Origin of the sequence: Streptomyces sp. NPDC005791 (assembly GCF_042871485.1) — a bacterium.
Classification (GTDB): Bacteria; Actinomycetota; Actinomycetes; order Streptomycetales; family Streptomycetaceae; genus Streptomyces.
This window is the reverse complement of the sequence record NZ_JBIAIP010000001.1, coordinates 201,192-224,721: the sequence shown is the minus strand read 5'-3', so window position 1 is coordinate 224,721 and position 23,530 is coordinate 201,192. Positions and strand designations below refer to the sequence as shown.

The following is a 23,530-nucleotide window of genomic DNA, read 5'->3' as shown; positions in this document are numbered from 1 at the left end:
CGCCCGGAGGGTGAAGCACGGCTTCCGCCCGTACGGTCGGACTCATGACGCAGCGGGCACTCGACTCCTCCGGTGAACAGCCGGAATCCGTACGGACCTCTCCCGCGATCGCGGCGCCCGGCGGGCTGACCACCGCCGAGGTCGCCGAGCGGGTCGCCCGGGGGGAGGTCAACGACGTACCGGTCCGCTCCTCCCGTTCGGTCACCGAGATCGTCCGCGCGAACGTCCTCACCCGGTTCAACCTGCTCATCGGCGTGCTCTGGGTGATCATGCTGGCCGTCGCGCCGATCCAGGACAGCCTCTTCGGCTTCGTGATCGTCGCGAACACCGGGATCGGCATCGTGCAGGAGTGGCGCGCGAAGAAGACCCTGGACAGCCTCGCGGTGATCGGCGAGGCGAAACCGACGGTGCGGCGCGACGGAAGCGCCGCCGAGGTCTCCGTCTCCGAGATCGTCCTCGGTGACCTGGTCGAACTGGGCCCCGGGGACAAGGCCGTCGTCGACGGCACGGTCGTCGAGGCGGACAGCCTGGAGATCGACGAGTCGCTCCTGACCGGCGAGGCCGACCCCGTGCTCAAGCGGCCCGGCGACCCGGTGATGTCCGGCAGCTTCGTCGTCGCGGGCGGCGGGGCGTTCACCGCCACCAAGGTCGGCCGCGAGGCGTACGCCGCGCAGCTCGCCGAGGAGGCGTCCCGCTTCACCCTCGTCCAGTCCGAACTCCGCAGCGGCATCAGCACGATCCTCAAGTACGTGACGTGGATGATGGTGCCGACGGCGATCGGGCTCATCATCAGCCAGCTGGTCGTCAAGGACACCGACCTCAAGGACTCGATCGCCCGCACGGTCGGCGGCATCGTCCCGATGATCCCCGAGGGCCTGGTCCTGCTCACCTCGGTCGCCTTCGCGATCGGGGTCATCCGGCTCGGCCGCAAGCAGTGTCTCGTGCAGGAGCTGCCCGCCATCGAAGGCCTGGCCCGGGTCGACATCGTCTGCCTGGACAAGACCGGCACCCTCACCGAGGGCGGCATGGACGTCACCGAGGTCCGTCCGCTGAACGGCACCGACGAGGACTACGTCCGCCGCGTCCTGGGCGCCCTGGGCGCCTCCGACCCCCGGCCCAACGCCAGCCTCCAGGCCATCGTCGACGCCTACCCGGACGGCGAGGGCTGGGGCGTCACCCAGGCCATGCCCTTCTCCTCGGCCCGCAAGTACAGCGGCGCCGCCTTCACCGAGGGCGACGGAGCGGCGTCCGCCTGGCTGCTCGGCGCCCCCGACGTGCTGCTGGGTGCCGACGACCCGGCCCTCGCCGACACCGGTCACCTGAACGAACAGGGGCTGCGGGTCCTGCTGCTCGCCCGGGTGCCGGGCGAACTGGACGCCCCGGACGCCGCCTCCGGCGCCGTACCCACCGCGCTCGTCGTCCTGGAACAGCGGCTGCGGCCCGACGCCGGGCAGACCCTGGCCTACTTCGACGACCAGAACGTCGCCGCGAAGGTCATCTCCGGTGACAACGCCGTCTCGGTCGGCGCGGTCGCCCAGAAGCTGGGGATGCCGGGCGCCGAGCACCCCGTGGACGCCCGCCGGCTTCCGGAGGGGCGTGACGACATGGCGACGGAGATCGAACGGAACGCCGTCTTCGGGCGGGTCACACCCCAGCAGAAACGGGACATGGTCGGAGCCCTCCAGTCACGCGGGCACACGGTCGCGATGACCGGCGACGGGGTCAACGACGTGCTCGCGCTGAAGGACGCCGACATCGGGGTCTCGATGGGCTCCGGCTCGGAGGCGACCCGCGCGGTGGCCCAGATCGTGCTGCTGGACAACAGCTTCGCGACGCTGCCGTCGGTCGTGGCGGAGGGCCGCCGCGTCATCGGCAACATCACCCGGGTCGCCACCCTCTTCCTGACGAAGACGGTCTACTCGGTGCTGCTGGCGATCCTGGTGGTCTGCTTCCAGGTGGAGTACCCGTTCCTGCCGCGCCACCTCACGCTGCTGTCCACACTGACGATCGGCGTCCCGGCGTTCTTCCTGGCGCTCGCCCCCAACAAGGAGCGGGCCCAGCCGCACTTCGTACGCCGTGTCATGCGCTACGCGATCCCCTCCGGGGTCATCGCGGCGGCGGCCACCTTCACCACGTATCTGATCGCCCGCCACCACTACGCCGGTACGGGCGCCCTCGACGCGGAGACGAGCGCGGCGACCCTCACGCTGTTCCTGGTCTCCATGTGGGTCCTGGCGATCATCGCGCGCCCGTACACCTGGTGGCGGGTCGCCCTGGTGGCGACGATGGGCCTGGGCTTCCTCGTCGTGCTCGCGGTGCCGTGGCTCCAGGACTTCTTCGCGCTGAAGCTGGTGGGCACGACGATGCCGTGGGCCGCGGTGGGGATCGCTGCGGCAGCGGCGGCCGTCCTGGAACTGGCCTGGCGTATGGTCGGCCGCCGCTTCCGCCCGTAGTGCGGGAGCTTGTCTACTTCACGTCGACGAAGTCACCCGCGGTCGTGACCGCCGGGGTGGTCGACGTGCCGGCGAAGCTGTAGCGCCAGTAGCCGTCCACCGAGGCCTTGGCCGTGGTCTTCAGCACGCCGGTGCTGTTCGTCTTGATGGTCCTGACGGTGGTGTAGGTGCTGCTGGTCTTCTTGCGGAACTGCAGCTTGACGGGCTGCCCGGTGTAGCCCTTGTAGGTGCCGGTCTCCCAGTTCGCGCGGGAGAGCTTGCCGGTGACCGTGATGGTCCTGCCCTTCTTGACGGGCTCCGGCGCGGCGTTGACGGTCAGCTTGGAGAGGCGCTGGACCTTCGCCCTGGCGAAGGCGTCCTTCTGGACGACCTGGCCGTCCTTGCTGAGCACCGCGGCGCCGACCTTCCAGCTGGTCGCGTCGGAGTTGATCAGCCATGCCGGGTCGACGGTGACCGTGAGCGTGCAGGTGGAGGTCTTCGCGTTGACCGCCTTGCACGTGGCGGCGTCCTCGTTCTGTGTGAAGCCGAAGCTGTCCTCGGACTCCATGGTGCTGCCGGTCCACAGGATCGTGCCGGCGTCGGCGATGCCAGAGTCGTCCGTGGCCGTGATGGCGACGGTGACCTTCTTCGGTGTGGTGGTGCCCACCACGATGGGCTTGCCGCCGTTCACGACGGCCTTGTTGATCACGAGGTCGTCGGTGGCGGTGACCGCGCGGGCGGCCATCCGCCCGTTGGACCGCTCCGGTGCGGAGAATCCGAAGTCGGGCGTCCAGGTGCGGCCGTCGTCGGCCTGCGCCGTCGGAACGGCGAGAGCGGACAGGGCCAGGGCGCCGGAAACTGCGGCGACGGTGGCGCGAATACGCATGTGTTCCCCTGTGGAGCAGGGGGACCACCGGGAGGTGCTGCCGGTGGTCCCCATCTGGTCGATGAGTCCGGTGACTCGCACGAACAGACAGCGCACAGGTGTGGATGGTTGTGCACCCTGTGTGTATTTCTCGTGAAGATCGCATGCGTCGACCGGATCTGGGTAGGGCTCCTCCGGCGACAACTCCTCTTTCAGCCAGCCCGGTTCGCCGGTGGCCCGGCGGTCAGGGCCGTCCAGGAGGGCTGAGCCCCGGACGGCCCTGACGGGCCGCTCAGTCGAACCAGCGGTCCCGGGCCAGCTCCTCCGTCCGGGACGGGTCCTCCAGCAGGGCCGCCACCTCGAAGCGGCGGGGCCACTGGCCGGCCGCCCACGCGAGACCCGCGGCCACACCCTCCACCGTGGACGCGTGGACCACACCGTCCGGCGTGCGGCGCCAGTCCAACTCAACGCCCCCGGCGCGCAGTTCACCGTGCTCGACGTAGGTGTCGGGGGTCCCGGCGCCGAGCAGGATGCGTACGGACTCCGGCACCTGGTGCTCCTCGCCCTCGGACGTCACCACGGCCTCGACGCTCTCGCCGAGCCGCCGAACCTGGAGCAGGTCGGCCAGCTCGGCCGCCCGTGCGGGGGCCACCGGCAGCAGCGGAAGGCCGCCGGTCAGCGGCAGCAGGTCGGGGGCGTCGGCGATCACGACGTCGGCCGCGTCGGCGACCCGCACCTCGTCGTCCACGACTGCCCGCAACTCATCGGGCAGCGTGACCTGTTCGGGATCCAGCTCGGCGAGCGCCGTGTACAGCGAATGCAGCTGCACGGGGCCCACGGGACGCTCCTCGTCGGCGAGCCGGCCCAGCAGCTCCGCCGCCCCGCCCGGCTCGTCCAGGAGCGCGGCCACCGACGTCCGTACGCCGAGGGCGCGCAGCACCTGCGCGTCGTCGAAGCCCGTCGCGTCGGCGGAGTCGTACAGACCGGCCAGGCGCGGGTCGCCACCTGCCGCGCGCAGCCCGGCCGGACGGCGGCCGTCGAGCACGGGGTGATCGCGCAGCCACCATGCGGTGTAGGGCCGTACGGACTGCGTGGTGCCGTCCGGGAGCAGCACCCGTACCGGCTGGGTCAGCGCGTCGCGCAGCGGCGGGCGGGCGAGCATCGCCAGGGCCTGCGGCCAGGCGTCGTCGTCCACGAGGTCCAGGTCGCGTACGGCGACGATCTCGGTGGCGACCGGCGGCACCGGGGTGTCCGGCAGCTGGTCCAGGACGTCCTCGCACCACACGTCGACGGCGTCGAGCAGTCCGGCGTCGTCCGGCTCGGCGAAGTCGCTGTCACGCGGCTCCAGTTCGTCCGGATCCAGGACCACGTCGGTGGCCCGCACGAGAGCGAAGGTGGCCAGCACCCCGCAGGCGGTCAGGGGCTGTTCGCCCCAGCGCTCGGCCAGTTCCGCATCGCACAGCGCGAGTTCGCCCTCGCGCATCACCTCGGCGAACGGGCTGCCCGGCAGGACGAGTTCACCGGCGGGAGCGGGTTCGCCGTCCTCGTCGGGCAGGGCGAGCGCGCCCAGCCAGGGCTCGTCGCCGGGCATGAGATCCGCGTCGCGTACGAGTGCGAGGACGGTCTCGGCGAGCTCGTCACCGTCCAGGGCGTCCTCGTCCCACACCTCGCCCGCCTCCAGCGAACCGGCGACGGCGGCCCGGACCTGCGGGGTCGTCAGGACGGCGCGGGGCGTGGCGGGCAGGGCGCCCAGCTTCTCCAGCAGGGGGTGCGCGGCATCCGGGTGGGCCACCTTCAGCCCGAGCCGGGCCAGCCGGCCGAGGACGGGCGAGGCCGACGCGTCCGGCAGGGGCAGGAGGACCTGGCGGGGGCCGATGGTGGTGCGGGGCGTGTCCCCCGAGCCCGCGAGGGGCACGGGCAGTCCGGAGAGCCGGTCGGGGTCGACGCCGGCCAGGCTGTCGTACAGCCGCCGCCACCAGTCCGGGCCGCGCTCAAGACCGGCCAGCCGGTCGACGGCCTCGGTCAGCGGAACCCGGGCGACGCCCAGCGCGCGCAGCTCGGTGCGGCGCTCCAGACCGGCGGGCAGCAGACAGGGCAGGACCTCGGCGAGGACCCGTACGGTGGCGTCGCCCACGCCCTCGACCACCTCGGCCTCGACCGGCCGCAGCGCGGTCGTCCCCGGGCGCGGGGCTCCGGTGCCGTCCCAGTCGTCCCACTGGCCGGCCGCCTCGGCCGGGTCCCAGGGCGCGGCGGGCTCCAGGAAGGCCACCCGGGGCAGCCGTTCCAGGATCGCGGCCCGCAGCGCACCGTCGAGCTGCCCCGTGCCGAGAACGCCCGGCACCAGCGCGATCGTGGCGACGGACACGGGCTCCCAGCCCGCCAGCAGGTCGGCGTAGGCGTCGGCCGCGCGCTCCACCAGGAAGTCGGTCAGCGGGCCCGGCGCGGGGTGCCGGCGGGTGGTGTCGAGCGGGAGGGAGGCGATGAGCAGCGCGGGGACTCCGAGGGGCTCGTCGGTGGGGGTCGGCGCGTGCACGACGGGCGCCGTACGGGGGTGCTGGGGCGCCCCGTCCTCGTCGACGGGCACGGCCCACGTCACCGACCAGTACGGACGCAGCCGTTCCTCGACGGGCCTGTCGGCCAGCAGCGCGGCCTCCAGGGCGCCGTGGGCCGCGACGGTGCGCCAGCGGTGGAGGCCGTGCGCGGAGTCGTCGACGTGCGTGTACGGGCCGTGCTGCGAGCGGCGCAGTGTCCGTACGCCGCCGGAGGTCTCGATCACGACCTCGTCGAGACCCGAGAGCGTCAGGAGCAGCGCGTCGTCCACGCCGTCGAGCAGCCTGCCCACGAGGTCCTCGGCGACGCCGTCGCGGAGCGGCAGGACGACCACGGTGTCGTAACCGTCTGGAGCGGTGCCCTCGGCGGGCAGCGGGAGCCGGAGCAGCGGTACGTGTCCGTCGCGGCGGCGCAGTTCGTCACCGAGGCCGGGGCTGCCGACGGCCGCCTGCCGCGCGAGGTCGCGCGCCTCGGCGAGGGACCAGCGGACGCCGCCGTGACGCCCGATGACGGCGGGCTCGTCACTGACGGCCAGTACGGCGGCGAAGCCGACGCCGAAGCGGCCGACGGCCGACTCGTGGTCCTCACGCTTGGCGGAGGCCCGCAGGGTGCTCAGCGACTCGACGCCGGTCGCGTCGAGGTGCGCGCCGGTGTTGGCGGCGGCGAGGACCGCGGGGCCGTCCGCGCCCGCCTCGTGGAGGGTGAGGCGCAGCCGGCCGGGGACACCGGCGCGGGCGGCGGCGTCGGCGGCGTTCTGGGCCAGCTCGACGACCAGGCGGTCGCGGTAGCCGCCCAGGGCGAGGTCCTCCTCGGCGTTCGCGTCCTCCCGGAAGCGGGCGGGGCCGGCGCCCCAGGCGTCGAGCACGCCGCGCCGTAGTCGCGCCGTCCCGAACGGATCGGCCCCCTCGGTCGCATTCATGCCCACGCTCGTACTCCGCTCTTCCGGTGACCCGTGACGCCGGGGCCTCTCGTTTGGATCATGCCGGGCTCGCGTGCCCTGGTGCCGCACCTCGCGGCGCTGTCGTCAGTCTTCCCCAAGCTCTCAACTTCGTTCGAGCAGGGGAGACCCCGAACGCTCCGCGTTGCCTCAATCCTCCGCCTTGCGACGCACGGCGCCAGACCCCGCTCCCTGGTCCGGCCTGATCCGAACGAAAGACCCCGGTGTGCGCCCGAAGGTACCGCGACCGGGAAGCCGGTGATCGCCGGCTTCCCCGGCCTGCGGAGTCAGGAGTGGCCGAGGTCCTCCGTCGAGCCGTCCGGCCGGTCCGGGACCGAGCCGGAGTCGTCCGCCGGGCGCAGCGAGTAGTCGTCCACCCGCATCGTGTCCAGCGCGTGCGGCACCGGCTTCGGCGGCTTCGGCATGACCGCCGCCTCGGAGTGCCCCCCGCAGCCGTACGACAGGGAGACCACCCGGCCGTCCGCCGGGGCGAACTCGTTCGCGCAGACCCCGAAGGCCTGCTTCAGCGAGCCCGCCATCGGGACCAGGAAGGCGCAGGTGACGCAGGAAGCCGGAGCCGCCTGCGCCATGGGCGTCCTCGCGCCGAACTCCTCGTCCCACCGGTCCGCGGCCACCCGCAGCCCGTACCGGGACAGCACCCGCGCACGCCGGGTGCCGAGCTCGTCGGCGACCGCGGCGATCGAGCCGCGGCTCGTCGCGGGCAGCGTCGTCAGCTCCGCGTCCTCCACGTCGGCGAGGGCGGCCAGCTCCTGCGACACCTCGGAGACGGCGCTGTTCGGCAGGGGCTCGTCCTCGCCCGTCCAGCCGGGCTCCAGGCGTGGGTCCTCCGCCTCGGTGGGCAGGAGGTCACCGGGGCCCATGTCACCGGGCCGCAGCCGCTCGCTCCAGGGCACCCACTCGGGGGCGAGGAGCGCGTCGGACCCGGGCAGCAGCACCGTTTCGTCAAGGGTGACGTTCTTGGCGCGGGAGGCCCTGGCGACCGTCACCGCCCAGCGCCAGCCCCGGTAGCCGGGCTCCTTCGACTCGAAGTAGTGCGTGACCACCCGGTCACCCTCGGAGACCAGGGCCACGTGCTCACCCACCACTCCGGGTGCGGCAGCCTCCTCCGCCGCCGCGCGTGCGAGGTCTACCGCCTCGGCGCACAGACGGTCAGGGGCGGGGGTACGGGCCGTACGGCTTCGCGTCGTCGCAGCACTCACAGGTCTCGCTTCTCTCCATACGCCGTCTCACGAGCGCGCCAGCAGCTCCATCGATGTCCGATTTCGGCCATGACAGTTGTGGGCGGAGCGGACCTGGGGGCCGCGTCGACGTCCACACCCGTTGTGCCTGCCTCGGGCGCGCCTTCTGCCACCCATTCTGCGGGATCGCGGAGAGGCGCGCGGCCAAGTACAACCGCCGGTGGCGCGTGAGTGCACGCTACCCTCTCCGCCGCCCCACGCCCACCTGCCCGTCCCGAACCGGACCGCATCCTGGACGGGAACCCCTCGGGGCAGGGGCCGATCCGGCCGGAGCCGGTGGTGCGTCCAGCCGTCTCGCGGCCGGGCCGGCTCACCCGACGGAGCGGCAGCCGCCGCGCTGCGGCCGGACCATGGGTTCGTCCCGGCAGGGGGTGGGGCACTATGACCACGTGGCTGCCGCCAGGTCGTCCGACGGGTCCGGTCCGCTCCGCAGGGCGGCCCGGGCGATGGGCCGTGCCCTGCGCGCCCCGTTCACGGGCACCGCGCGGGGGATCCGGAAGGCGACCCACGCCCACGGGGCGGGCGAGTCCGGACTCGGCAAGCTGATCGAGCTGCACGCGGTCAACGGCGCCGGTGACGTCATGATCACCGTGGCGCTCGCCTCCACGGTGTTCTTCTCCGTACCGACGGACGAGGCGCGCGGGCGCGTCGCTCTCTACCTCGCCGTCACGATGGCCCCCTTCACGCTGCTCGCGCCGGTGATCGGCCCCCTCCTGGACCGTCTGCCGCACGGCCGCCGCGCCGCGATGGCCGGTGCGATGTTCGCCCGGGCCGTACTCGCGATCACGATGTCGGGCGCGGTGGCCACGGGTGGTCTGGAGCTCTATCCGGCGGCTCTGGGCGTCCTGGTCAGCTCGAAGGCGTACGGGGTCGTGCGCAGCGCCGTCGTGCCCCGTCTCCTGCCACCCCGCTTCCCGCTGGTGAAGGCGAATGCGCGGGTGACCCTGGCCGGGCTGCTGGCCACCGGTGTCGCGGCGCCGATCGGGGCGGGGCTGCAGAGCGTCGGGTCCCCCTGGCCGCTCTACGGGGCCTGCGCGATCTTCCTCGGCGGGACGGTCCTCGCCTTCACACTGCCCCACAAGGTCGACTCCGCGAAGGGCGAGCGCAAAGCCCGCCTCGCCGTCCCGCACGGGGAGGCGGCCCGCCCGGTCGTCCCACGCGGCACGTCCGAGGACGGCAGGAGCGGCAGCACCAGAATCGGGCGGCGGAAGGGGCGGGAGAGACCGCCGGGACTGCGGTCCGTGGGGCCGTCCGTCCTGCACGGCCTGCAGGCGAACGCCTCGCACCGCGCGCTCTCCGGCTTCCTCATCTTCTTCCTGGCGTTCCTGCTGCGCGAGCACCCGCTGGCCGGACAGAGCGCCGCCGTCTCCCTCGGCATCGTCGGCGTGGCGGCCGGTACCGGCAACGCCTGCGGCACGGCGGTCGGCTCCTGGCTCAGAGCCCGCGGTCCTGAGGTGATCGTCGCGACGGTGCTGGGGCTCGCCCTGGGGGCCGCCGTGCTGGCGGCGGTGTTCTTCAGCACCGTCATGGTCGCCGCTCTCGCCGCGGTCGCCGGTTTCACACAGGCCCTGTCGAAGTTGTCGCTGGACGCGATGATCCAGCGCGACGTGCCGGAGGAGGTGCGTACGTCGGCGTTCGCCCGGTCGGAGACGCTGCTCCAGATGGCCTGGGTCGTCGGCGGCGCGATCGGCATCGCACTGCCCCTGAGCGGAGTACTCGGCATGTCCGTCGCCGCCGGGCTCCTCGCCCTGGGTGCCACTGCCTCCGTACGGGGCCTCCTGGGAGCCGCGCGACGCGGCTCGCCGCACCCCCGCGTGGCGTGAGCGGCACCGACCGATAACCTTCGGCGCATGACCGTTGCGTTCTTCTCCGGTAAGGGCCGTCGAATCGGCGTCGCTCTTGGTGCCGTGTCCGCGGGACTCCTTGTCCTGTCCGCCTGCGACAAGCCGACGCCGCTCGCCACCGTGACGGTCGGCGACACCTCGGTGAGCACCGAGGCGTCCTGCTACAACGACGGCAAGGCCCTCAAGGAGTCCGAGATCCAGGGCTGCCTGAACAAGAAGGCGGAGAAGTCCGTCGAGGTCGCCATGGACGACAAGGTCCGCTTCGGCGTCGACCCCGAGGTCGCCGAGAAGGGCTGGACCCTCTTCATCAACGGCCAGCAGGCCGAGCAGGAGCCGTACAAGCGGACCTACCGGTCGATCCCCGGCAGCGCCTTCTTCGCCAGCCAGACCGGCGAGACCACGGCGGACAAGACGCAGGTCAGCATCGTCGAGACCCAGGGTCAGAAGCTCACGGGCATCTGGCACTTCCAGCTCACGAAGACGTCCTGACCCCTTTTCACCCCTGACCGACCCTCCGACCTCGAGGACCACCGCTGTGCGGGTGCTTGTCGTGACCGCTGTCCCCGTCGAGAGGGACGCGGTCACGCGTGCGTGCGGGGGTGCCCCGGAGGTCCGTGAGGTGCCGGGCGCCGAACTGCACCGGGCGGGCCCGTTCGACGTCCTCGCGGGCGGCGCGGGCCCGGCCGCCGCGGCGGCCGCCACGGCCTTCGCCCTCGCCGCGGCGCCCGCCTCGCAGCCGTACGCGGCGGTCGTGTCGGCCGGCATCGGCGGCGGCTTCGCACCCGCCGCGCCCGTCGGCTCCCTCGTCGTGGCGACCCGCATCGTCGCCGCGGACCTGGGCGCCGAGACCCCGGACGGCTTCGTGCCCGTCACCGGCCTCGGTTTCGGCAGGGACACCTTCCTGCCGCCCGTCGCGCTCGTACGGGACGTGGCCCGGGCGACCGGCGCCGTGCCGGGCCCCGTCCTCACCGTCTCCACCGTGACCGGCAGCGCGGCCCGGACCGCCGCTCTGCTGGCCGCGCATCCCGGAGCCGTCGCCGAGGCCATGGAGGGCTTCGGCGTCGCGGAGGCCGCCGACCGGTCGGGCGTACCGGCGCTGGAGCTCCGGGCCGTCTCGAACACCGTGGGGCCGCGCGACCGCGAGGCCTGGCGCATCGGCGACGCCCTGGCGGCGCTCACCGAGGCGTTCGGGAAGACCGCACCCGTAGTGGAAAGTTGGACCCGGCATGACCGACTCGACCGACACCGTGACTGACCCCGCGACCGGCTCCGCCGGCGCACCGCTGCCCGCACTGCGGATCGCCTTCTCGCCGTGTCCGAACGACACCTTCGTCTTCGACGCCTGGGCACACGGAAGGGTCCCCGGCGCGCCCGCCCTCGACGTCACCTTCGCCGACATCGACCTCACCAACGGCATGGCCGAGCGCGGCGAGTTCGACGTGCTGAAGGTGTCGTACGCCGTCCTGCCGTGGGTGCTCGACGAGTACGCGCTGCTGCCGTGCGGCGGCGCCCTGGGGCGCGGCTGCGGGCCGCTCGTCCTCACCCGGGAGCCGGGCACGGACCTGACGGGCAGGACCGTCGCCGTGCCGAGCGAGCGCTCCACCGCCTATCTGCTGTTCCGGCTGTGGGCGGCCGAGGCCGTCCCGGACGGCGTGGGCGAGATCGTCGTCATGCCGTTCGACGAGATCATGCCCGCGGTGCGCGACGGCCGCGTGGACGCCGGGCTCGTCATCCACGAGGCCCGCTTCACCTACCGGAACTACGGCCTGCACAGCCTCGCCGACATGGGCGAGCACTGGGAGAGGACCACCGGCCTGCCGATCCCGCTCGGCGCGATCATCGCCAGGCGTTCGCTGGGCGAGGAGACGCTGAACCGGCTGTCGGACGCCATCCGTACGTCGGTGCGGATGGCCTGGGACGACCCGGAGCGCTCGCGTCCGTACGTCCTGGAGCACGCCCAGGAGATGGACCCGGCCGTGGCCGACCAGCACATCGGGCTCTACGTGAACGAGTTCACCGCCGACCTCGGCGAGAACGGCTACGCGGCGATCCGCGGCCTGCTGACCCGGGCGGCGGCCGAGGGCCTCGTACCGGCGCTGGCCCCGGACGCGTTCTCCGTCACCGCGCGCTGACGTGCGAGGGCCGGGCCGCACGGGCCCGGCCTCCCGTCAGACGTCGAGCTGGTCGGCGACCGCCCTCAGCAGGCCGGCGATCTTCGCGCCCGCCGCCTTGTCGGGGTAGCGGCCCCGCTCCAGCTGTGGCGTGATGTTCTCCAGCACCGTCGTCAGGTCCTGCACGATCGAGGCCAGCTCGTCCGGCTTGCGCCGCTGTGCGGCGGCGACGGACGGCGTGGGGTCGAGGACCACCACGGAAAGGGCCTGGTCACCGCGCTGACCCGCGACCACACCGAATTCGACGCGCTGGCCGGGCTTGAGCGCGTCGACGCCTGCTGGGAGTACGGAGGAATGGACGAAGACGTCTGCGCCGTCGTCGCGCGAAAGAAAGCCGAAGCCCTTTTCCGAATTGAACCATTTGACCTTACCCGTGGGCACGTCTGTCCTCGTCCTCGTACTCGTCGGTGATGCGGGAGAGCCGCGAGACGGCTCCTGATAGCAGTACAGCGGGTCTCCCGACCCGCCATGCCCCAGGCTAATGGCCCAGGGGCCGGACACAAGACGTCGCCGGACGGTTCCGCCGAGCGGGGAACTACCCTGACCGGGTGACTACTACTCCTTCCGGCGCAGGCGACCGGCTCGTACAGGTCGGCGCAATCGTCTTCTTCATCGGCGCACTGGCCACTCTGGTCACCGTGGCCCCACTGTTCCTGGGCACCGAGGCGTTCCCGCCCATCGCCTACGCGGTGTGCATGCTGATGGGCCTGGGCTTCCTCATCGCGGCCGCCGGGGTGGTGCGGTCGGTGTGGAAGAACTCCCCGGAGCGCGCCGCCGCACGGTAGCGGCAGCAGCGCTCACCCCGCCGCGAAGGTCCGCAGCCAGGCGGGGAACGCCGTGAGGTCCGGCAGGATCACATCGGCTCCGGCGGCGCGCAGCTCGTCCTCGTCGCACGGGCCGGTGGTGACGCCGACCGACAGCGCGTCCGCCGCTCGCGCCCCCCGGACGTCCCCGGTGTGGTCGCCGACGTAGACCTGCGCGCCGTGCTCGAGGAGCGCCTCCGCCTTGCCCTCGGCCCACAGCCCGCCGATCAGCACGTCCGCGGCGATGCCGAGGTGCGCGAGGTGCAGCTTGGCGTTCGGCTCGTACTTCGCGGTGACGACCATCGCCCGCCCGCCCAGCGCCTGGACGGCCTCGACGGCTTCCCTGGCGCCGGGGAGCGCGGTCGTCGGCGTGATCGCCGTGTCCGGGTAGAGCGCGCGGTACCGGTCGCACGCCTCGTCGACCGCGTCGGCCGGGAACCAGTTGCGCATCTCGTCCTCGAGCGGTGGGCCGAGCCGGCTGACGACGAGGTCGGTGTCGATGTACACACCCGTCTCGGCGGCCAGTGTCTCGTAGGCGGCCTTGATGCCGGGCCGGGAGTCGATGAGCGTCATGTCGAGGTCGAATCCGACCGTCGGAGTGTGTGAAGGCATGCTGCCATTGTGCCGACCGCGCCGGCCCGGGTGCCGGGCCGCCCAGAAGGTGCGGGCCCCGGTGCCGGGCGGCGGCCCGGTGCCGGAAGGGGCGGGCCGCCTCCCCCGGCACGGAGGCCGCACATAGACTTAGCCAAGCCTTACCTCGTATTGTCCCGCACCCTGCGCTCATTGGCCCGCGCCCACCCCGATTGGTACCGATGGCAGCCGCCGCTCCACGCCTGTCCAGACGCGCGCTCGCGACCGCCGCCGCCCTCGTCGCGCTGCTGCTCGCCGTCCTGCTCAGCCTCGCCGTGGGGGCGCGCACCATCGCGCCGTCGGCTGTGCTGGACGCCCTGCTGCACGGCGGGCACTCCGACGCCGCCGAGGTCATCCGGCAGATGCGGGTGCCGCGCACCCTGATCGGGCTGATGGTCGGCGCCGCGCTCGCCCTCGCGGGCACGGTGCTCCAGGGCATCACGCGCAACCCCATCGCCGACCCGGGGATCCTCGGGATCAGCCAGGGCGCCTCGGTCGCCGTCGTCCTGGCCATCGCGTACGCCGGGATCCACACCCTCACCGGCTATGTGTGGTTCGCCTTCGCCGGGGCCGCCGTCGCCTCCGTCGCGGTGTACGCCGTCGCCTCCCGGGGCCGCGGCGGTGCGACACCGGTGAAGCTCGCGCTGGGCGGGGCCGCGATCAACGCCCTGCTGGTGTCGGTGACCATGGCGGTGCTCACCACCAAGGCCTCGGCGCTCGACGAGTTCCGCTTCTGGCAGGTGGGTTCCGTCGCCGGCCGCGAGGCCGAGGTCGTCCAGCAGATCTGGCCGTTCCTGCTGATCGGCACCGTCCTCGTGCTGTCCGTGGCACGCGGGCTCGACGCGCTGGCGCTCGGCGAGGACGTCGCCAAGGGCCTTGGACAGAACGTCGCGGCCGTCCGCGTCGTCGGTGGCATCGGGGCCACCGTGCTCACCGGCGCGGGCGTCGCGGCGGCCGGACCGATCGCCTTCGTCGGCCTCGCGGTGCCGCACATCGCCCGCGCGATCGTGGGGAGCGACCACCGCTGGGTACTGCCGATGGCGGCCCTCGTCGGTCCCGTGATGCTCCTCGTCTCCGATGTCGTCGGCCGGGTCCTGTTCCCGCCGGGCGAGGTCCCGGCGGGCGTGATGACGGCGCTGATCGGCGTCCCGTTCCTGGTCACCCTCGTACGCCGGAAGGCGGTGCCCGCATGAGCGCGGACACGGCAGTGCCCGTACGGACCCCGGTCCGGCCCGCCGGCTACCGCGTCGTACGGGTCGGGAAGCGGGGCCGCTTCCTGCTCCACCGGCGGGCCGGGCTCGTCGCGGTCGCCCTCGCCGTCCTGCTGGCAGCGGTCTGTGTCGCGTACCTCTGCGTCGGCGAGAGCTTCGTGGCACCCGCCGAGGTCGTGAAGGTCGTCCTCGGACAGCCGTCTCCCGACGAACTCGTCGTGGGCACGCTGCGGCTGCCCCGCATGGTCGTGGGGCTGCTCGTCGGCGCCGCGTTCGGGATCGCGGGGGCGCTGATCCAGACCGTCGCCCGCAACCCGCTCGCCAGCCCCGACATCATCGGCATCAGCCAGGGCGCGAGCGCGCTCACGGTCGGCGCGATGACCTTCGGCCTCACCTCGTACACCGTCCTGCCCTACCTCTCCGTCGTCGGCGGCATCGCCGCGGCGGCGCTCGTGTACGTCTTCGCCTGGCGCGGCGGGCTCCACGCGACCCGGTTCGTCCTCATCGGGATCGGCTTCGCGATCGCCCTGCGGTCGGTGACGACCCTGTTCCTGACGAAGGGCGACTACCTGGTCGCCCAGCAGGCGCAGATCTGGATGACGGGTTCGCTCAACGGCCGCGGCTGGGACGAGGCCGCCCCGATCGGCTGGGCCCTCCTGGCCCTGCTGCCCGCCGTGCTGTGGGCGGCGCGGGCGCAGCGCACCGTCTCGATGGACGACGACACCGCGACGGCCCTGGGCGTACGCCTCGGACGCGTACGGCTGGGGCTCGTCGCCCTCGGCGTGATCCTGGCGTCGGTGGCGACGGGCACGGCGGGGCCGGTCGACTTCGTGGCGCTGCTCGCCCCGCAGATCGCCCGCCGGATGACGCGCACGGCGCAGATCCCGCTGCTCTGTTCCGCACTGCTCGGCGCGGTGATCGTCGTCTTCGCGGACCTGCTGGCCCGCAGGCTCTTCTCCCCCACCGAGCTTCCGGTGGGTGTGCTCACGGCGGCGGTCGGCGCCCCGTACCTGATCTGGCTGATCATCCGTGGCCACGGTGGCCGCACTGGAGGCACCGCATGACGACGACCCGTTCCACGGACAGCGCGACCACCCCGGGGGATGCGAGGCTCGCGGCGCGCGCCCTGACCCTCGCCTACGACGACCGCACCGTCGTGCACGAGCTGGACCTGGCCGTTCCCGACGGGTGCGTGACGGTCATCGTCGGCCCCAACGCCTGCGGCAAGTCGACGACCCTGCGGGCGCTCGGCCGACTGCTGAAGCCGGCCGGCGGCGCGGTGCTCCTGGACGGTACGGAGCTGTCCCGCATACCCACCCGCACGATCGCCCGGTCCGTCGGACTGCTGCCGCAGACACCCGTGGCGCCCGAGGCGATCACCGTGTCCGACCTGGTCGCCCGGGGCCGCCAGCCGCACCAGCGCTGGTGGCAGCAGTGGTCGGAGGCGGACGAGCGCGCCGTGACGGACGCCATGGCGCGCACGGACATCACCGCGCTCGGCGACCGGCCGGTGGACGAACTGTCGGGCGGCCAGCGCCAGCGGGTGTGGATCGCGATGGCGCTCGCGCAGGACACGGATCTGCTGCTGCTCGACGAGCCGACGACGTATCTCGACATCGCGCACCAGGTCGAGGTCCTGGACCTGGTGCGCCGGCTCGCCGCTCCCGCGGCGGACGGCACCCGGGGGCGGACGGTGGTCACCGTCCTGCACGACCTCAACCAGGCCGCCCGGTACGCCGACCACCTCGTCGCCATGAAGGCGGGCCGGATCGTCGCCGAGGGGCGGCCCGGGGACGTCGTCACCGCCGGACTCGTCCGTGAGGTCTTCGGCCTGGAAGCCGTCGTCGTCCCGGACCCGGTCACGGGGTCGCCACTCGTCGTACCCGGCGCGCCCTGGACACCCTCCCCGTCCCCCTCAGCATCTGCAGGAAAGGCTCTCTGACATGCCCACCTCGTCCCGTCCGCTCCTCGCCGGTTCGCTGGCCGTCACCGCCGCACTGACCCTCACCTCCTGCGGTTCCTCGGACTCCGCGTCCGGTTCCGACGGCTCGGCCTCCTCGTCCGGCGGCGACAGGACCCACACGGTCGCCACGGCCATGGGCAACATCAAGGTCCCGGTGGCTCCGAAGCGCGTCGTCGTCCTGGACACCGCCGAGCTGGATTCCGCGCTCACCCTCGGCGTGAAGCCGGTCGGTGCCACGCACACCGGCACGGAGTCGGGTTACCTGAGCTACCTGCCGAAGGACGAGGTCGCGGGCATCGAGGACGTCGGCGAGATGATGACGCCGAACCTGGAGGCCATCGCGGGCCTGAAGCCGGACCTGATCCTCACCAGCAAGATCCGCCACGGCGACAAGTACGACGAGCTCACGAAGATCGCGCCGACCGTCATGACGGAGAACACGGGCTACCCCTGGAAGGAGAACTTCCAGGTCCACGCCAACGCGCTCGGCAAGGTCCCGGCGGCCGAGAAGGTCATCGCCGCGTACACCGCGCACGTCGGTGAGGTCACCGAGGCGCTCGGTGGCAAGGAGAAGGCGGCGGCCACCGAGGTCAACATGGTGCGGTTCGTCGAGGGCGCGGACATCCGCGTCTACGGCCGCCAGAACTACATCGCGACGATCCTCGCCGACGTCGGCCTCGGCCGGCCCGCGATCGTGGACAAGGCCAAGGACGGTTTCTCGTACGACGTCAGCCCGGAGAAGATCGACCAGGCCGACGCGGACGTCGTCTTCCACTCGACGTACGGGGACGCGAAGAAGTCCAAGGAGACGCAGACCGTGGGCAGCGGCCTGTGGAAGAACATGGCCGCGGTGAAGAACGGCAAGGTGTTCCCGGTCGAGGACGAGCTGTGGATCCAGGGCATCGGCTACACGGCGGCCGACAAGATCCTGGACGAGCTCCAGGCGGACCTGACGAAGTAGCCGCTCCGGAAGCTGAGGCCTGTGGGGTGCGGTGTCAGGTCCGCACCCCACAGGCGGTTCGGGGGCGCTCCCGTTCAGGAGGTCATCCGCAGCACCGCGAGTCGCGTCAGCTCGCGGCCCTGCGGCTCGGTGTCGAGGGACCGGTGCAGGGCCAGCCCCTCGATCAGCGCGTCCAGCTGGCGGGCGGTGTCCGGGTCGAAGTGCTGCTCCAGCAGGCGGCGGCTGCGGTTCATCCACGCGTGCGTGAGCTCGCGGTACTCGTCGCGTCGGGCGGCCAGCGTGTAGAGCTCCTGGGTGAGGACGAGATCCCTGCGGGGCCCCTCGGAGAGCAGATGGATGAGGTCGATGACGGCCTCACGGGCCTGCTCGGGGGTCTCGGCCCGGCCCAGGTACAGCTCGAAGACGGTCACGATGTGGTCGGCGAAGCGGGTGAAGGCCTCGCGCAACAGGTCGTCGATGCCACCGAAGTGATACGTCATCGAGCCCAGCGGGACGTCGGCGCGTCCGGCGATCTTGCGGTGGGAGACGCCGGCGACACCCTCCTCCGCGATGTGGTCGAGCGTGGCGGCGAGGATGCGCTCGCGCCGCTGGGGATCCGTGTGTCCGGTGGCCATGGGGACGGGCCCGGTCAGACGCTGCGGATGACGCGGGCGGGGTTGCCCACGGCGACGACGTCGGCGGGGACGTCCTTGGTGACCACGGCGCCCGCCCCGATCACGGAGTTGTCGCCGATGGTCACCCCCGGGCACACGATGACTCCGCCGCCGAGCCAGACGTTGTCACCGATGGTGATGGGCAGCGCGGCTTCCAGCTTGTCCCGGCGGGGGCCCGGCTCCACGGGGTGGGTCGGGGTGAGGAGCTGGACGTTGGGGCCGATCTGACAGTCCTCACCGATGGTGATGCGCGCGACGTCCAGCGCGGTGAGGTGGTAGTTCACGAAGGTGCGGGCACCGATGGTGATGTTGCTGCCGTAGTCGACGAACAGCGGCGGCCGCAGTTCGACGCCTTCGCCCACGGAACCCAGCAGTTCGGCCAGGAGGGCCCGGGCCGCGTCGGCGTCCTCGACGCAGGCGTCCTGGAAGCGGGCCGCGAGGCGCACCGCCCGCTGCTGCATGCCCGCGATCTCCGGATCGTCGGCGATGTAGAGGTCACCCGCGAGCATGCGCTCGACGTTGCTGCGCGGATCGTTGGCGAAGTAGTCCATCGGCATGCGGGCGATCGTACCCCCTCGGGATGTACGAACGTACACTCTGGGCCCGGCGGCCCACCGTCTCTCAGCCCGTGACGCCGTCTCTCACCCCGTCAGCCTGCGGGCCCGCCACACCAGGTACAGCGCCGACGCCACCGCCGCCACCCGCACCACCACGGGCCAGACCTCCGTCATCGCGTCACCCATCGCGTCCGCGGCGAGGGGCGCGCCCCAGCGGCCCTCCATACGCCCCCACAGCCAGACGAAAGCGCCGGCCACGACCACACCCGGCAGGCCCAGCGCGACCCATTTCGCCTCCGCGCGGGAGAACCTGCGCGAGCTGTACGCCAGCAGCCAGCCACCCGCCAGCGCCAGCCACGACCCGAGCACGGCGCCGGCCACCAGCAGCGCGGCAGCCACCAGCAGCAGCGGGTTCGAGAGCCGGGGCCGCGTGGGCGCCTCGGTGCCCCCGGCGGCCCGCCCGGGGCGGCGGGGCAGCCGCAGCTTCCACCGGGGGCGGGGCGGAGGGACGGCGTCCCTCTCGTCCGCCGCCGGCCCGGGCTCCTCCGCCTCCCCCGTGGGACGCGGCGCCGGGGCCTTCGCTGCGCTCGGCATCCCGAACAGCTCCGGGCTCAGGAGCCCGCCCGTGAACCCCGGCACGGACGTGCCGACGCCCATGGCTCCCGGCCCGCCCGGTTCGCCCTGCCCGCCTTCACCGAAGGGCCCCGGCTCGATCCGCCACCACTCGGGCTCGTCCGCGGACGGAGCCTGACCCAGTCCCGCCATGTGCGGCGCGGACGCCGCCGGCCAGTCCGGGGCCGGCTCGGCTCCAGGGACGGCGAACTGGGACGCCCGTCCTCCGGCGGCGGGCCCGCTCCCGGACTCCGCGCTCCGGGGCTCCGCACTCCGGGACTCCCGTACCTCGGCCTTTCCGGCCTTCCTGAGTCCTCTCGGCTTCCCGGCCGCCTTCGGCTTCTCGGCCTTCTTCGGCTCCTCGGCCCTCTCGAGCGCCTCGGCCCCCGGCGACGCGCCCTTACGCGACACGTTTTTCCTGAGCGTTCCCCGCCGGGCCCCGGGCACCCCGCGAGAGCCCGCGTCGCCCGTGGCCGCACCCGTCCGGGGCTGCGGCAGCGGCACCGCGCCGTCACCCGACTCGGCCGCCGCTGCCACGAGTTCGCCCGGTGCGCCGAGTCTGCCGAGGATGCGCCGGACCACCACCGGAGAGTCCGATCCGTCCGTGCCGCGCTGCCGGTCGATCTCGCCCCGCAGCGTCGCGACGAGTCTCATCCGGGCGCCCGAGGACAGCTGTTGCTGCTGCGCCAGGTCACCGACCCGGCTGAGGTAGTCGTAGACCAGCTGGTCGCTCTCGATGCCCACGCGATGGTTCTCCCTCCACCCGCCCTGCCTCGACGGTAGCGTTCCAGGGGCTACCGTGGGACGGATGGGGACGACCACACCACCGCGCACGCTCGCCGAAGCCCTGCGCGCCCGGGGCGACGAATCGCTGGCAGGGCTGTTGCGCGCCCGCCCCGACCTGCTCAGCCCCGTGCCGAACGACATCACCCAGCTGGCGACACGGGCCGGCACCCGGGCCTCCGTCGTCCGTGCGCTGGAGCACCTCGACCGCTTCGCCCTGCAGACCGCCGAGGCCCTGGCCGTGGCGCCTGACCCGGCTCCGTACGACACGCTGCTCGCCCTGCTCACCGGTGACGGCCAGGACGACGGCGACGGACGGGACGAGGCGGGCGCGGCGATCACCGCCGCGCTGCCCGCCGCCCTCACGACCCTGCGTGAACAGGCCCTGGTCTGGGGCGAGGACACCGGGCTGCACCTCGTGCGCACCGCACGGGAACTGCTCGCCCCGTCCCCCCAGCACCCCTCCCCGACGGGCCTCGGCCCGACCGTCGCCGAGGCCACCGCCGGGATGTCGCCCGGCCGGCTGCAGGAGATCCTGGCCGCCTCCGGCCTGCCGACCACCCATGACCCGGTGTCCGCCGTCGCCGCGCTGGCCGGACTCTTCACGGACCGGACCCGGATGGCGGAGCTGCTGGACACCGCCCCGGCCGAGGCCCTGTCCGTGCTCGACCGGCTGGTCTGGGGACCGCCGTACGGGGAGGTCACCCCGAATCCGGCCCCGCCCGTGCAATGGCTGCGCGACCGTGGGCTGTTGCTGCCCGTGTCGACACGCACCGTGGTCCTGCCGCGCGAGGCGGCCCTGCATCTGCGGGCCGGCCGCGCCCACCGCGTGCCCGAGCCCGTGCCGCCGGCGCTCGTCGCGGCGGCCGAGCGGGATCCCCAGGCTGTGGACAGAGCGGCGGCGGGGCAGGGCTTCATGGCGGTGTCCACCGTCGAGGAGCTGGTGAAACTCTGGAACAACGGCGGCCCGGCCATCCTCCGCGCGGGAGGCCTGAGCGTTCGCGAACTGAAGCGCGCCGCCACCGCGCTGGACGTCACGGAGTCCGTCGCCGCCTTCTGGATCGAACTCGCCTACGCCGCCGGCCTGCTGGCCTCCGACGGCGAGACCGACGAGCGGTACGCGCCGACGCCGGCCTCCGACGAGTGGCTCGACCTCCCCGCCCAGGACCGCTGGGCGCACCTCGCCACGGCCTGGCTCGCCGCCACCCGCACCGCGGGCCTGATCGGCGGCCAGGACTCCAAGGGCCGCGCCCTGTCCGCGCTCGGCCCCGACCTGGACCGCTCGGCCGCACCCGAGGTACGCCACCGGGTCCTCACCCTGTCCGCGTCGCTCCCGCCGGGCACCGCACCCGACCCGCGGTCCCTGCTCGCCCGGCTCCGCTGGGAACGGCCGCTGCGCACGGCCGGACAGGGCGGGCCGGCGGCCCCGGGTGACGCCTCCGACCTCCGCTCCCGGATCGCCCTGTGGACGGTCGACGAGGCGGAGCTGCTCGGGGTCACCGGACGCGGCGCCCTCTCCTCGCAGGGCCGCGCCCTGCTCGACGAGGGGCCCGACGAGGCCGCCGCCCGCCTCGCCCCGCTGATCCCCGAGCCCCTGGACCACGTGCTGCTCCAGGCCGACCTCACGGCGGTCGCCCCCGGCCCGCTCGAACGCCCGCTCGCCGAGATGCTGTCGGTGCTCGCCGACGTCGAGTCCAAGGGCGGCGCGACGGTCTACCGCTTCACCCCCGGCTCCGTACGCCGCGCGCTCGACGCCGGGCAGGCGGCGGCCGACCTGCACGCCTTCCTGGCCACCCACAGCCGTACGCCGGTGCCGCAGCCGCTCAGCTACCTCATCGACGACGTGGCGCGCCGCCACGGCCATCTGCGGATCGGCGCGGCATCGGCGTACGTACGCTGCGACGACGAGGCCGTGCTCAACGAGATCCTGGCCGACAAGCGCTCCGCCACCCTGCGGCTGCGCCGGCTCGCGCCGACCGTCCTGGCCGCGCAGGCCGACCCCGGGTCGCTCCTCGAGGGGCTGCGCGAGATGGGGTACGCCCCGGCCGCCGAATCCGCTGAGGGTGACGTCCTGATCACCCGCGCCGGCGCCCGCCGCACTCCGCCCCGTACACCGCCCGTGCCCGTCCCCGAAGGGCCGCCGGTCCCGGACGCCACGCTGCTGACCGCGGCGGTCCGGGCCGTCCGGGCTGGTGACGCGGCCGCCCGCGCCGTCCACAAGGACGCTCCGGACACGTCCGCCGCGGGCTCTCTCCCCCGCACGGCCCCCGCCGACACCCTGGCCACGGTGCAGGCCGCCGCGATGACCGGCTCGGCGGTCTGGATCGGCTACGTCAACGCGGACGGCGCGGCCAGCCAGCGGGTGATCGCCCCGGTCACGGTCGAGGGCGGCTTCGTGACGGCGTACGACCACACCGCCGACGAGGTCCGGACGTATCCGCTGCACCGGATCACGGGCGTCGCCGAGCTCGCCGACGAGCAGCCGACCTGATCCGGCGGGCACTCAGGGGAGCGGGAGCCCGCCGACGTCCGCGGCCTCGCGGAGTACGTCCACGAGCATGGGCATGGTGAGTTTCCCGGTGAACGTGTTGCGTTGGCTGGGGTGGTAACTGCCCAGCAGGCGCAGTTCCTGCCGGTCCTCCGTGGCGGGCAGCACGACCTGCGCGCCGTGTCCGAAGGCGGGGCGCGGGCGGGGAAGTCGCCAGCCCGCCTCGGCCAGCACCGGCAGCAGCGCCTGCCAGCCGAAACCGCCGAGGACCACCACCGCGCGCAGACCGGGGCTCAACCGGTCGAGTTCGGCGGCCAGCCAGGGGCGGCAGGCGTCCCGTTCCGCCGGGGTGGGCTTGTTGTCCGGGGGCGCGCAGTGCACGGGCGAGGTGAGCCGTACGCCGCGCAGGGTGAGCCCGTCACCGGCGTGTGCCGAGGTGGGCTGCGAAGCCAGACCCACCGTGTGCAGGGCGGCGAAGAGGAAGTCGCCCGCCGCGTCGCCCGTGAACATCCGGCCGGTCCTGTTCCCGCCGTGCGCGGCCGGAGCGAGCCCGACCACCGCCACCGTCGCGTCCGCCGGACCGAAGCCGGGTACGGGCCGCCCCCAGTACTCCCAGTCCCGGAAGGCCGCCCGCTTGACCTCGGCGACCTCCTCCCGCCAGGCCACCAGCCGCGGGCAGGCCCGGCACCCCGTGACGAGCGCGTCCAGTTCGCCGAGCCCGGCACACCGCGGCGCGTGGTGGGCCGGGAAGCCCGGGTCATCGGCTCCCGGCGCCGGGCCGGCCGCCTCGGTCGCATCCATCCCCCCACGC

20 protein-coding genes are annotated in these 23,530 nt (G+C 73.4%); 11 read left to right on the top strand and 9 right to left on the bottom strand.

Annotation, left to right across the window (positions count from 1 at the left end; genetic code table 11):
• The first annotated feature begins 44 nt into the window (after positions 1-44).
• On the top strand, positions 45-2,453 hold the full coding sequence (locus tag ACFYSH_RS01135; protein WP_388750138.1) for an HAD-IC family P-type ATPase: 2,409 nt from the start codon (positions 45-47) through the stop codon (positions 2,451-2,453).
• 13 nt (positions 2,454-2,466) lie between these two features.
• On the opposite strand, the gene ACFYSH_RS01130 is transcribed toward ACFYSH_RS01135, so the two are convergent.
• The 3 genes from ACFYSH_RS01130 to ACFYSH_RS01120 all read right to left on the bottom strand — a co-directional run bounded on the left by ACFYSH_RS01130 (position 2,467) and on the right by ACFYSH_RS01120 (position 8,004).
• The gene (locus ACFYSH_RS01130; protein WP_359465470.1) at positions 2,467-3,318 is read right to left on the bottom strand and encodes a DUF5707 domain-containing protein; all 852 of its coding nucleotides are present in this window, start codon (positions 3,316-3,318) and stop codon (positions 2,467-2,469) included.
• Between the two features lie 271 nt (positions 3,319-3,589).
• On the bottom strand, positions 3,590-6,766 hold the full coding sequence (locus ACFYSH_RS01125; protein WP_388750135.1) for a sacsin N-terminal ATP-binding-like domain-containing protein: 3,177 nt from the start codon (positions 6,764-6,766) through the stop codon (positions 3,590-3,592).
• Positions 6,767-7,071: 305 nt separating this feature from the next.
• Positions 7,072-8,004: a DUF3027 domain-containing protein gene (locus tag ACFYSH_RS01120; RefSeq protein ID WP_359465473.1), complete on the bottom strand. Its 933-nt coding sequence runs from the start codon at positions 8,002-8,004 to the stop codon at positions 7,072-7,074.
• 428 nt (positions 8,005-8,432) lie between these two features.
• Here ACFYSH_RS01120 and ACFYSH_RS01115 point away from each other — a divergent pair, with 428 nt between their 5' ends.
• Genes ACFYSH_RS01115 through ACFYSH_RS01100 form a run of 4 tightly spaced genes read left to right on the top strand, consistent with a single transcriptional unit; the run spans position 8,433 to position 12,019 of the window.
• On the top strand, positions 8,433-9,866 hold the full coding sequence (locus tag ACFYSH_RS01115) for an MFS transporter (protein WP_359465475.1): 1,434 nt from the start codon (positions 8,433-8,435) through the stop codon (positions 9,864-9,866).
• 27 nt (positions 9,867-9,893) lie between these two features.
• Positions 9,894-10,376, top strand: coding sequence for a DUF2771 domain-containing protein (locus tag ACFYSH_RS01110; RefSeq protein ID WP_359465477.1), 483 nt, complete (start codon positions 9,894-9,896; stop codon positions 10,374-10,376).
• A gap of 46 nt (positions 10,377-10,422) precedes the next feature.
• The gene (locus ACFYSH_RS01105; RefSeq protein WP_359465479.1) at positions 10,423-11,142 is read left to right on the top strand and encodes a futalosine hydrolase; all 720 of its coding nucleotides are present in this window, start codon (positions 10,423-10,425) and stop codon (positions 11,140-11,142) included.
• Entirely contained in the window at positions 11,114-12,019 is a 906-nt protein-coding gene (locus tag ACFYSH_RS01100) for a 1,4-dihydroxy-6-naphthoate synthase (protein WP_388750130.1), read from the top strand. Before ACFYSH_RS01105 ends, ACFYSH_RS01100 begins: the two co-directional genes overlap by 29 nt.
• Before the next feature lie 36 nt (positions 12,020-12,055).
• On the opposite strand, the gene ACFYSH_RS01095 is transcribed toward ACFYSH_RS01100, so the two are convergent.
• On the bottom strand, positions 12,056-12,439 hold the full coding sequence (locus ACFYSH_RS01095) for a cold-shock protein (RefSeq protein WP_388750127.1): 384 nt from the start codon (positions 12,437-12,439) through the stop codon (positions 12,056-12,058).
• 167 nt (positions 12,440-12,606) lie between these two features.
• Here ACFYSH_RS01095 and ACFYSH_RS01090 point away from each other — a divergent pair, with 167 nt between their 5' ends.
• Positions 12,607-12,843, top strand: coding sequence for a hypothetical protein (locus tag ACFYSH_RS01090; RefSeq protein WP_359465484.1), 237 nt, complete (start codon positions 12,607-12,609; stop codon positions 12,841-12,843).
• 12 nt (positions 12,844-12,855) lie between these two features.
• Here the strand turns inward: ACFYSH_RS01090 and ACFYSH_RS01085 are convergent, their stop codons facing one another.
• Entirely contained in the window at positions 12,856-13,473 is a 618-nt protein-coding gene (locus ACFYSH_RS01085) for an HAD hydrolase-like protein (protein WP_359465486.1), read from the bottom strand.
• Positions 13,474-13,673: 200 nt separating this feature from the next.
• Between ACFYSH_RS01085 and ACFYSH_RS01080 the strand changes: the two genes are divergently transcribed.
• Genes ACFYSH_RS01080 through ACFYSH_RS01065 form a run of 4 tightly spaced genes read left to right on the top strand, consistent with a single transcriptional unit; the run spans position 13,674 to position 17,626 of the window.
• Complete coding sequence (locus ACFYSH_RS01080; protein WP_388750124.1) at positions 13,674-14,684, top strand: FecCD family ABC transporter permease; 1,011 nt, start codon at positions 13,674-13,676, stop codon at positions 14,682-14,684.
• The gene (locus ACFYSH_RS01075; protein WP_388750121.1) at positions 14,681-15,766 is read left to right on the top strand and encodes a FecCD family ABC transporter permease; all 1,086 of its coding nucleotides are present in this window, start codon (positions 14,681-14,683) and stop codon (positions 15,764-15,766) included. The genes ACFYSH_RS01080 and ACFYSH_RS01075 overlap by 4 nt, the downstream gene beginning before the upstream one ends.
• On the top strand, positions 15,763-16,644 hold the full coding sequence (locus ACFYSH_RS01070; RefSeq protein WP_359465491.1) for an ABC transporter ATP-binding protein: 882 nt from the start codon (positions 15,763-15,765) through the stop codon (positions 16,642-16,644). Before ACFYSH_RS01075 ends, ACFYSH_RS01070 begins: the two co-directional genes overlap by 4 nt.
• 1 nt (position 16,645) lies before the next feature.
• A complete protein-coding gene (locus ACFYSH_RS01065) occupies positions 16,646-17,626 on the top strand; it encodes an iron-siderophore ABC transporter substrate-binding protein (RefSeq protein ID WP_359465493.1) in 981 nt (326 codons plus the stop codon).
• A gap of 74 nt (positions 17,627-17,700) precedes the next feature.
• On the opposite strand, the gene ACFYSH_RS01060 is transcribed toward ACFYSH_RS01065, so the two are convergent.
• The 3 genes from ACFYSH_RS01060 to ACFYSH_RS01050 form a co-directional block, all read right to left on the bottom strand.
• Positions 17,701-18,240 carry a TetR family transcriptional regulator gene (locus ACFYSH_RS01060; RefSeq protein ID WP_359465494.1) on the bottom strand — a complete coding sequence of 180 codons (540 nt, stop codon included), beginning with the start codon at positions 18,238-18,240 and terminating at the stop codon, positions 17,701-17,703.
• A gap of 14 nt (positions 18,241-18,254) precedes the next feature.
• Entirely contained in the window at positions 18,255-18,836 is a 582-nt protein-coding gene (locus ACFYSH_RS01055; RefSeq protein WP_359465496.1) for a sugar O-acetyltransferase, read from the bottom strand.
• An 84-nt stretch (positions 18,837-18,920) separates the two neighbouring features.
• The gene (locus ACFYSH_RS01050; protein WP_359465498.1) at positions 18,921-20,192 is read right to left on the bottom strand and encodes a hypothetical protein; all 1,272 of its coding nucleotides are present in this window, start codon (positions 20,190-20,192) and stop codon (positions 18,921-18,923) included.
• A 64-nt stretch (positions 20,193-20,256) separates the two neighbouring features.
• Between ACFYSH_RS01050 and ACFYSH_RS01045 the strand changes: the two genes are divergently transcribed.
• The gene (locus tag ACFYSH_RS01045) at positions 20,257-22,722 is read left to right on the top strand and encodes a helicase-associated domain-containing protein (protein ID WP_359465500.1); all 2,466 of its coding nucleotides are present in this window, start codon (positions 20,257-20,259) and stop codon (positions 22,720-22,722) included.
• A 12-nt stretch (positions 22,723-22,734) separates the two neighbouring features.
• Here ACFYSH_RS01045 and ACFYSH_RS01040 read toward each other — a convergent pair whose 3' ends face one another.
• On the bottom strand, positions 22,735-23,520 hold the full coding sequence (locus ACFYSH_RS01040; RefSeq protein WP_359465501.1) for a uracil-DNA glycosylase: 786 nt from the start codon (positions 23,518-23,520) through the stop codon (positions 22,735-22,737).
• Positions 23,521-23,530 lie beyond the last annotated feature (10 nt).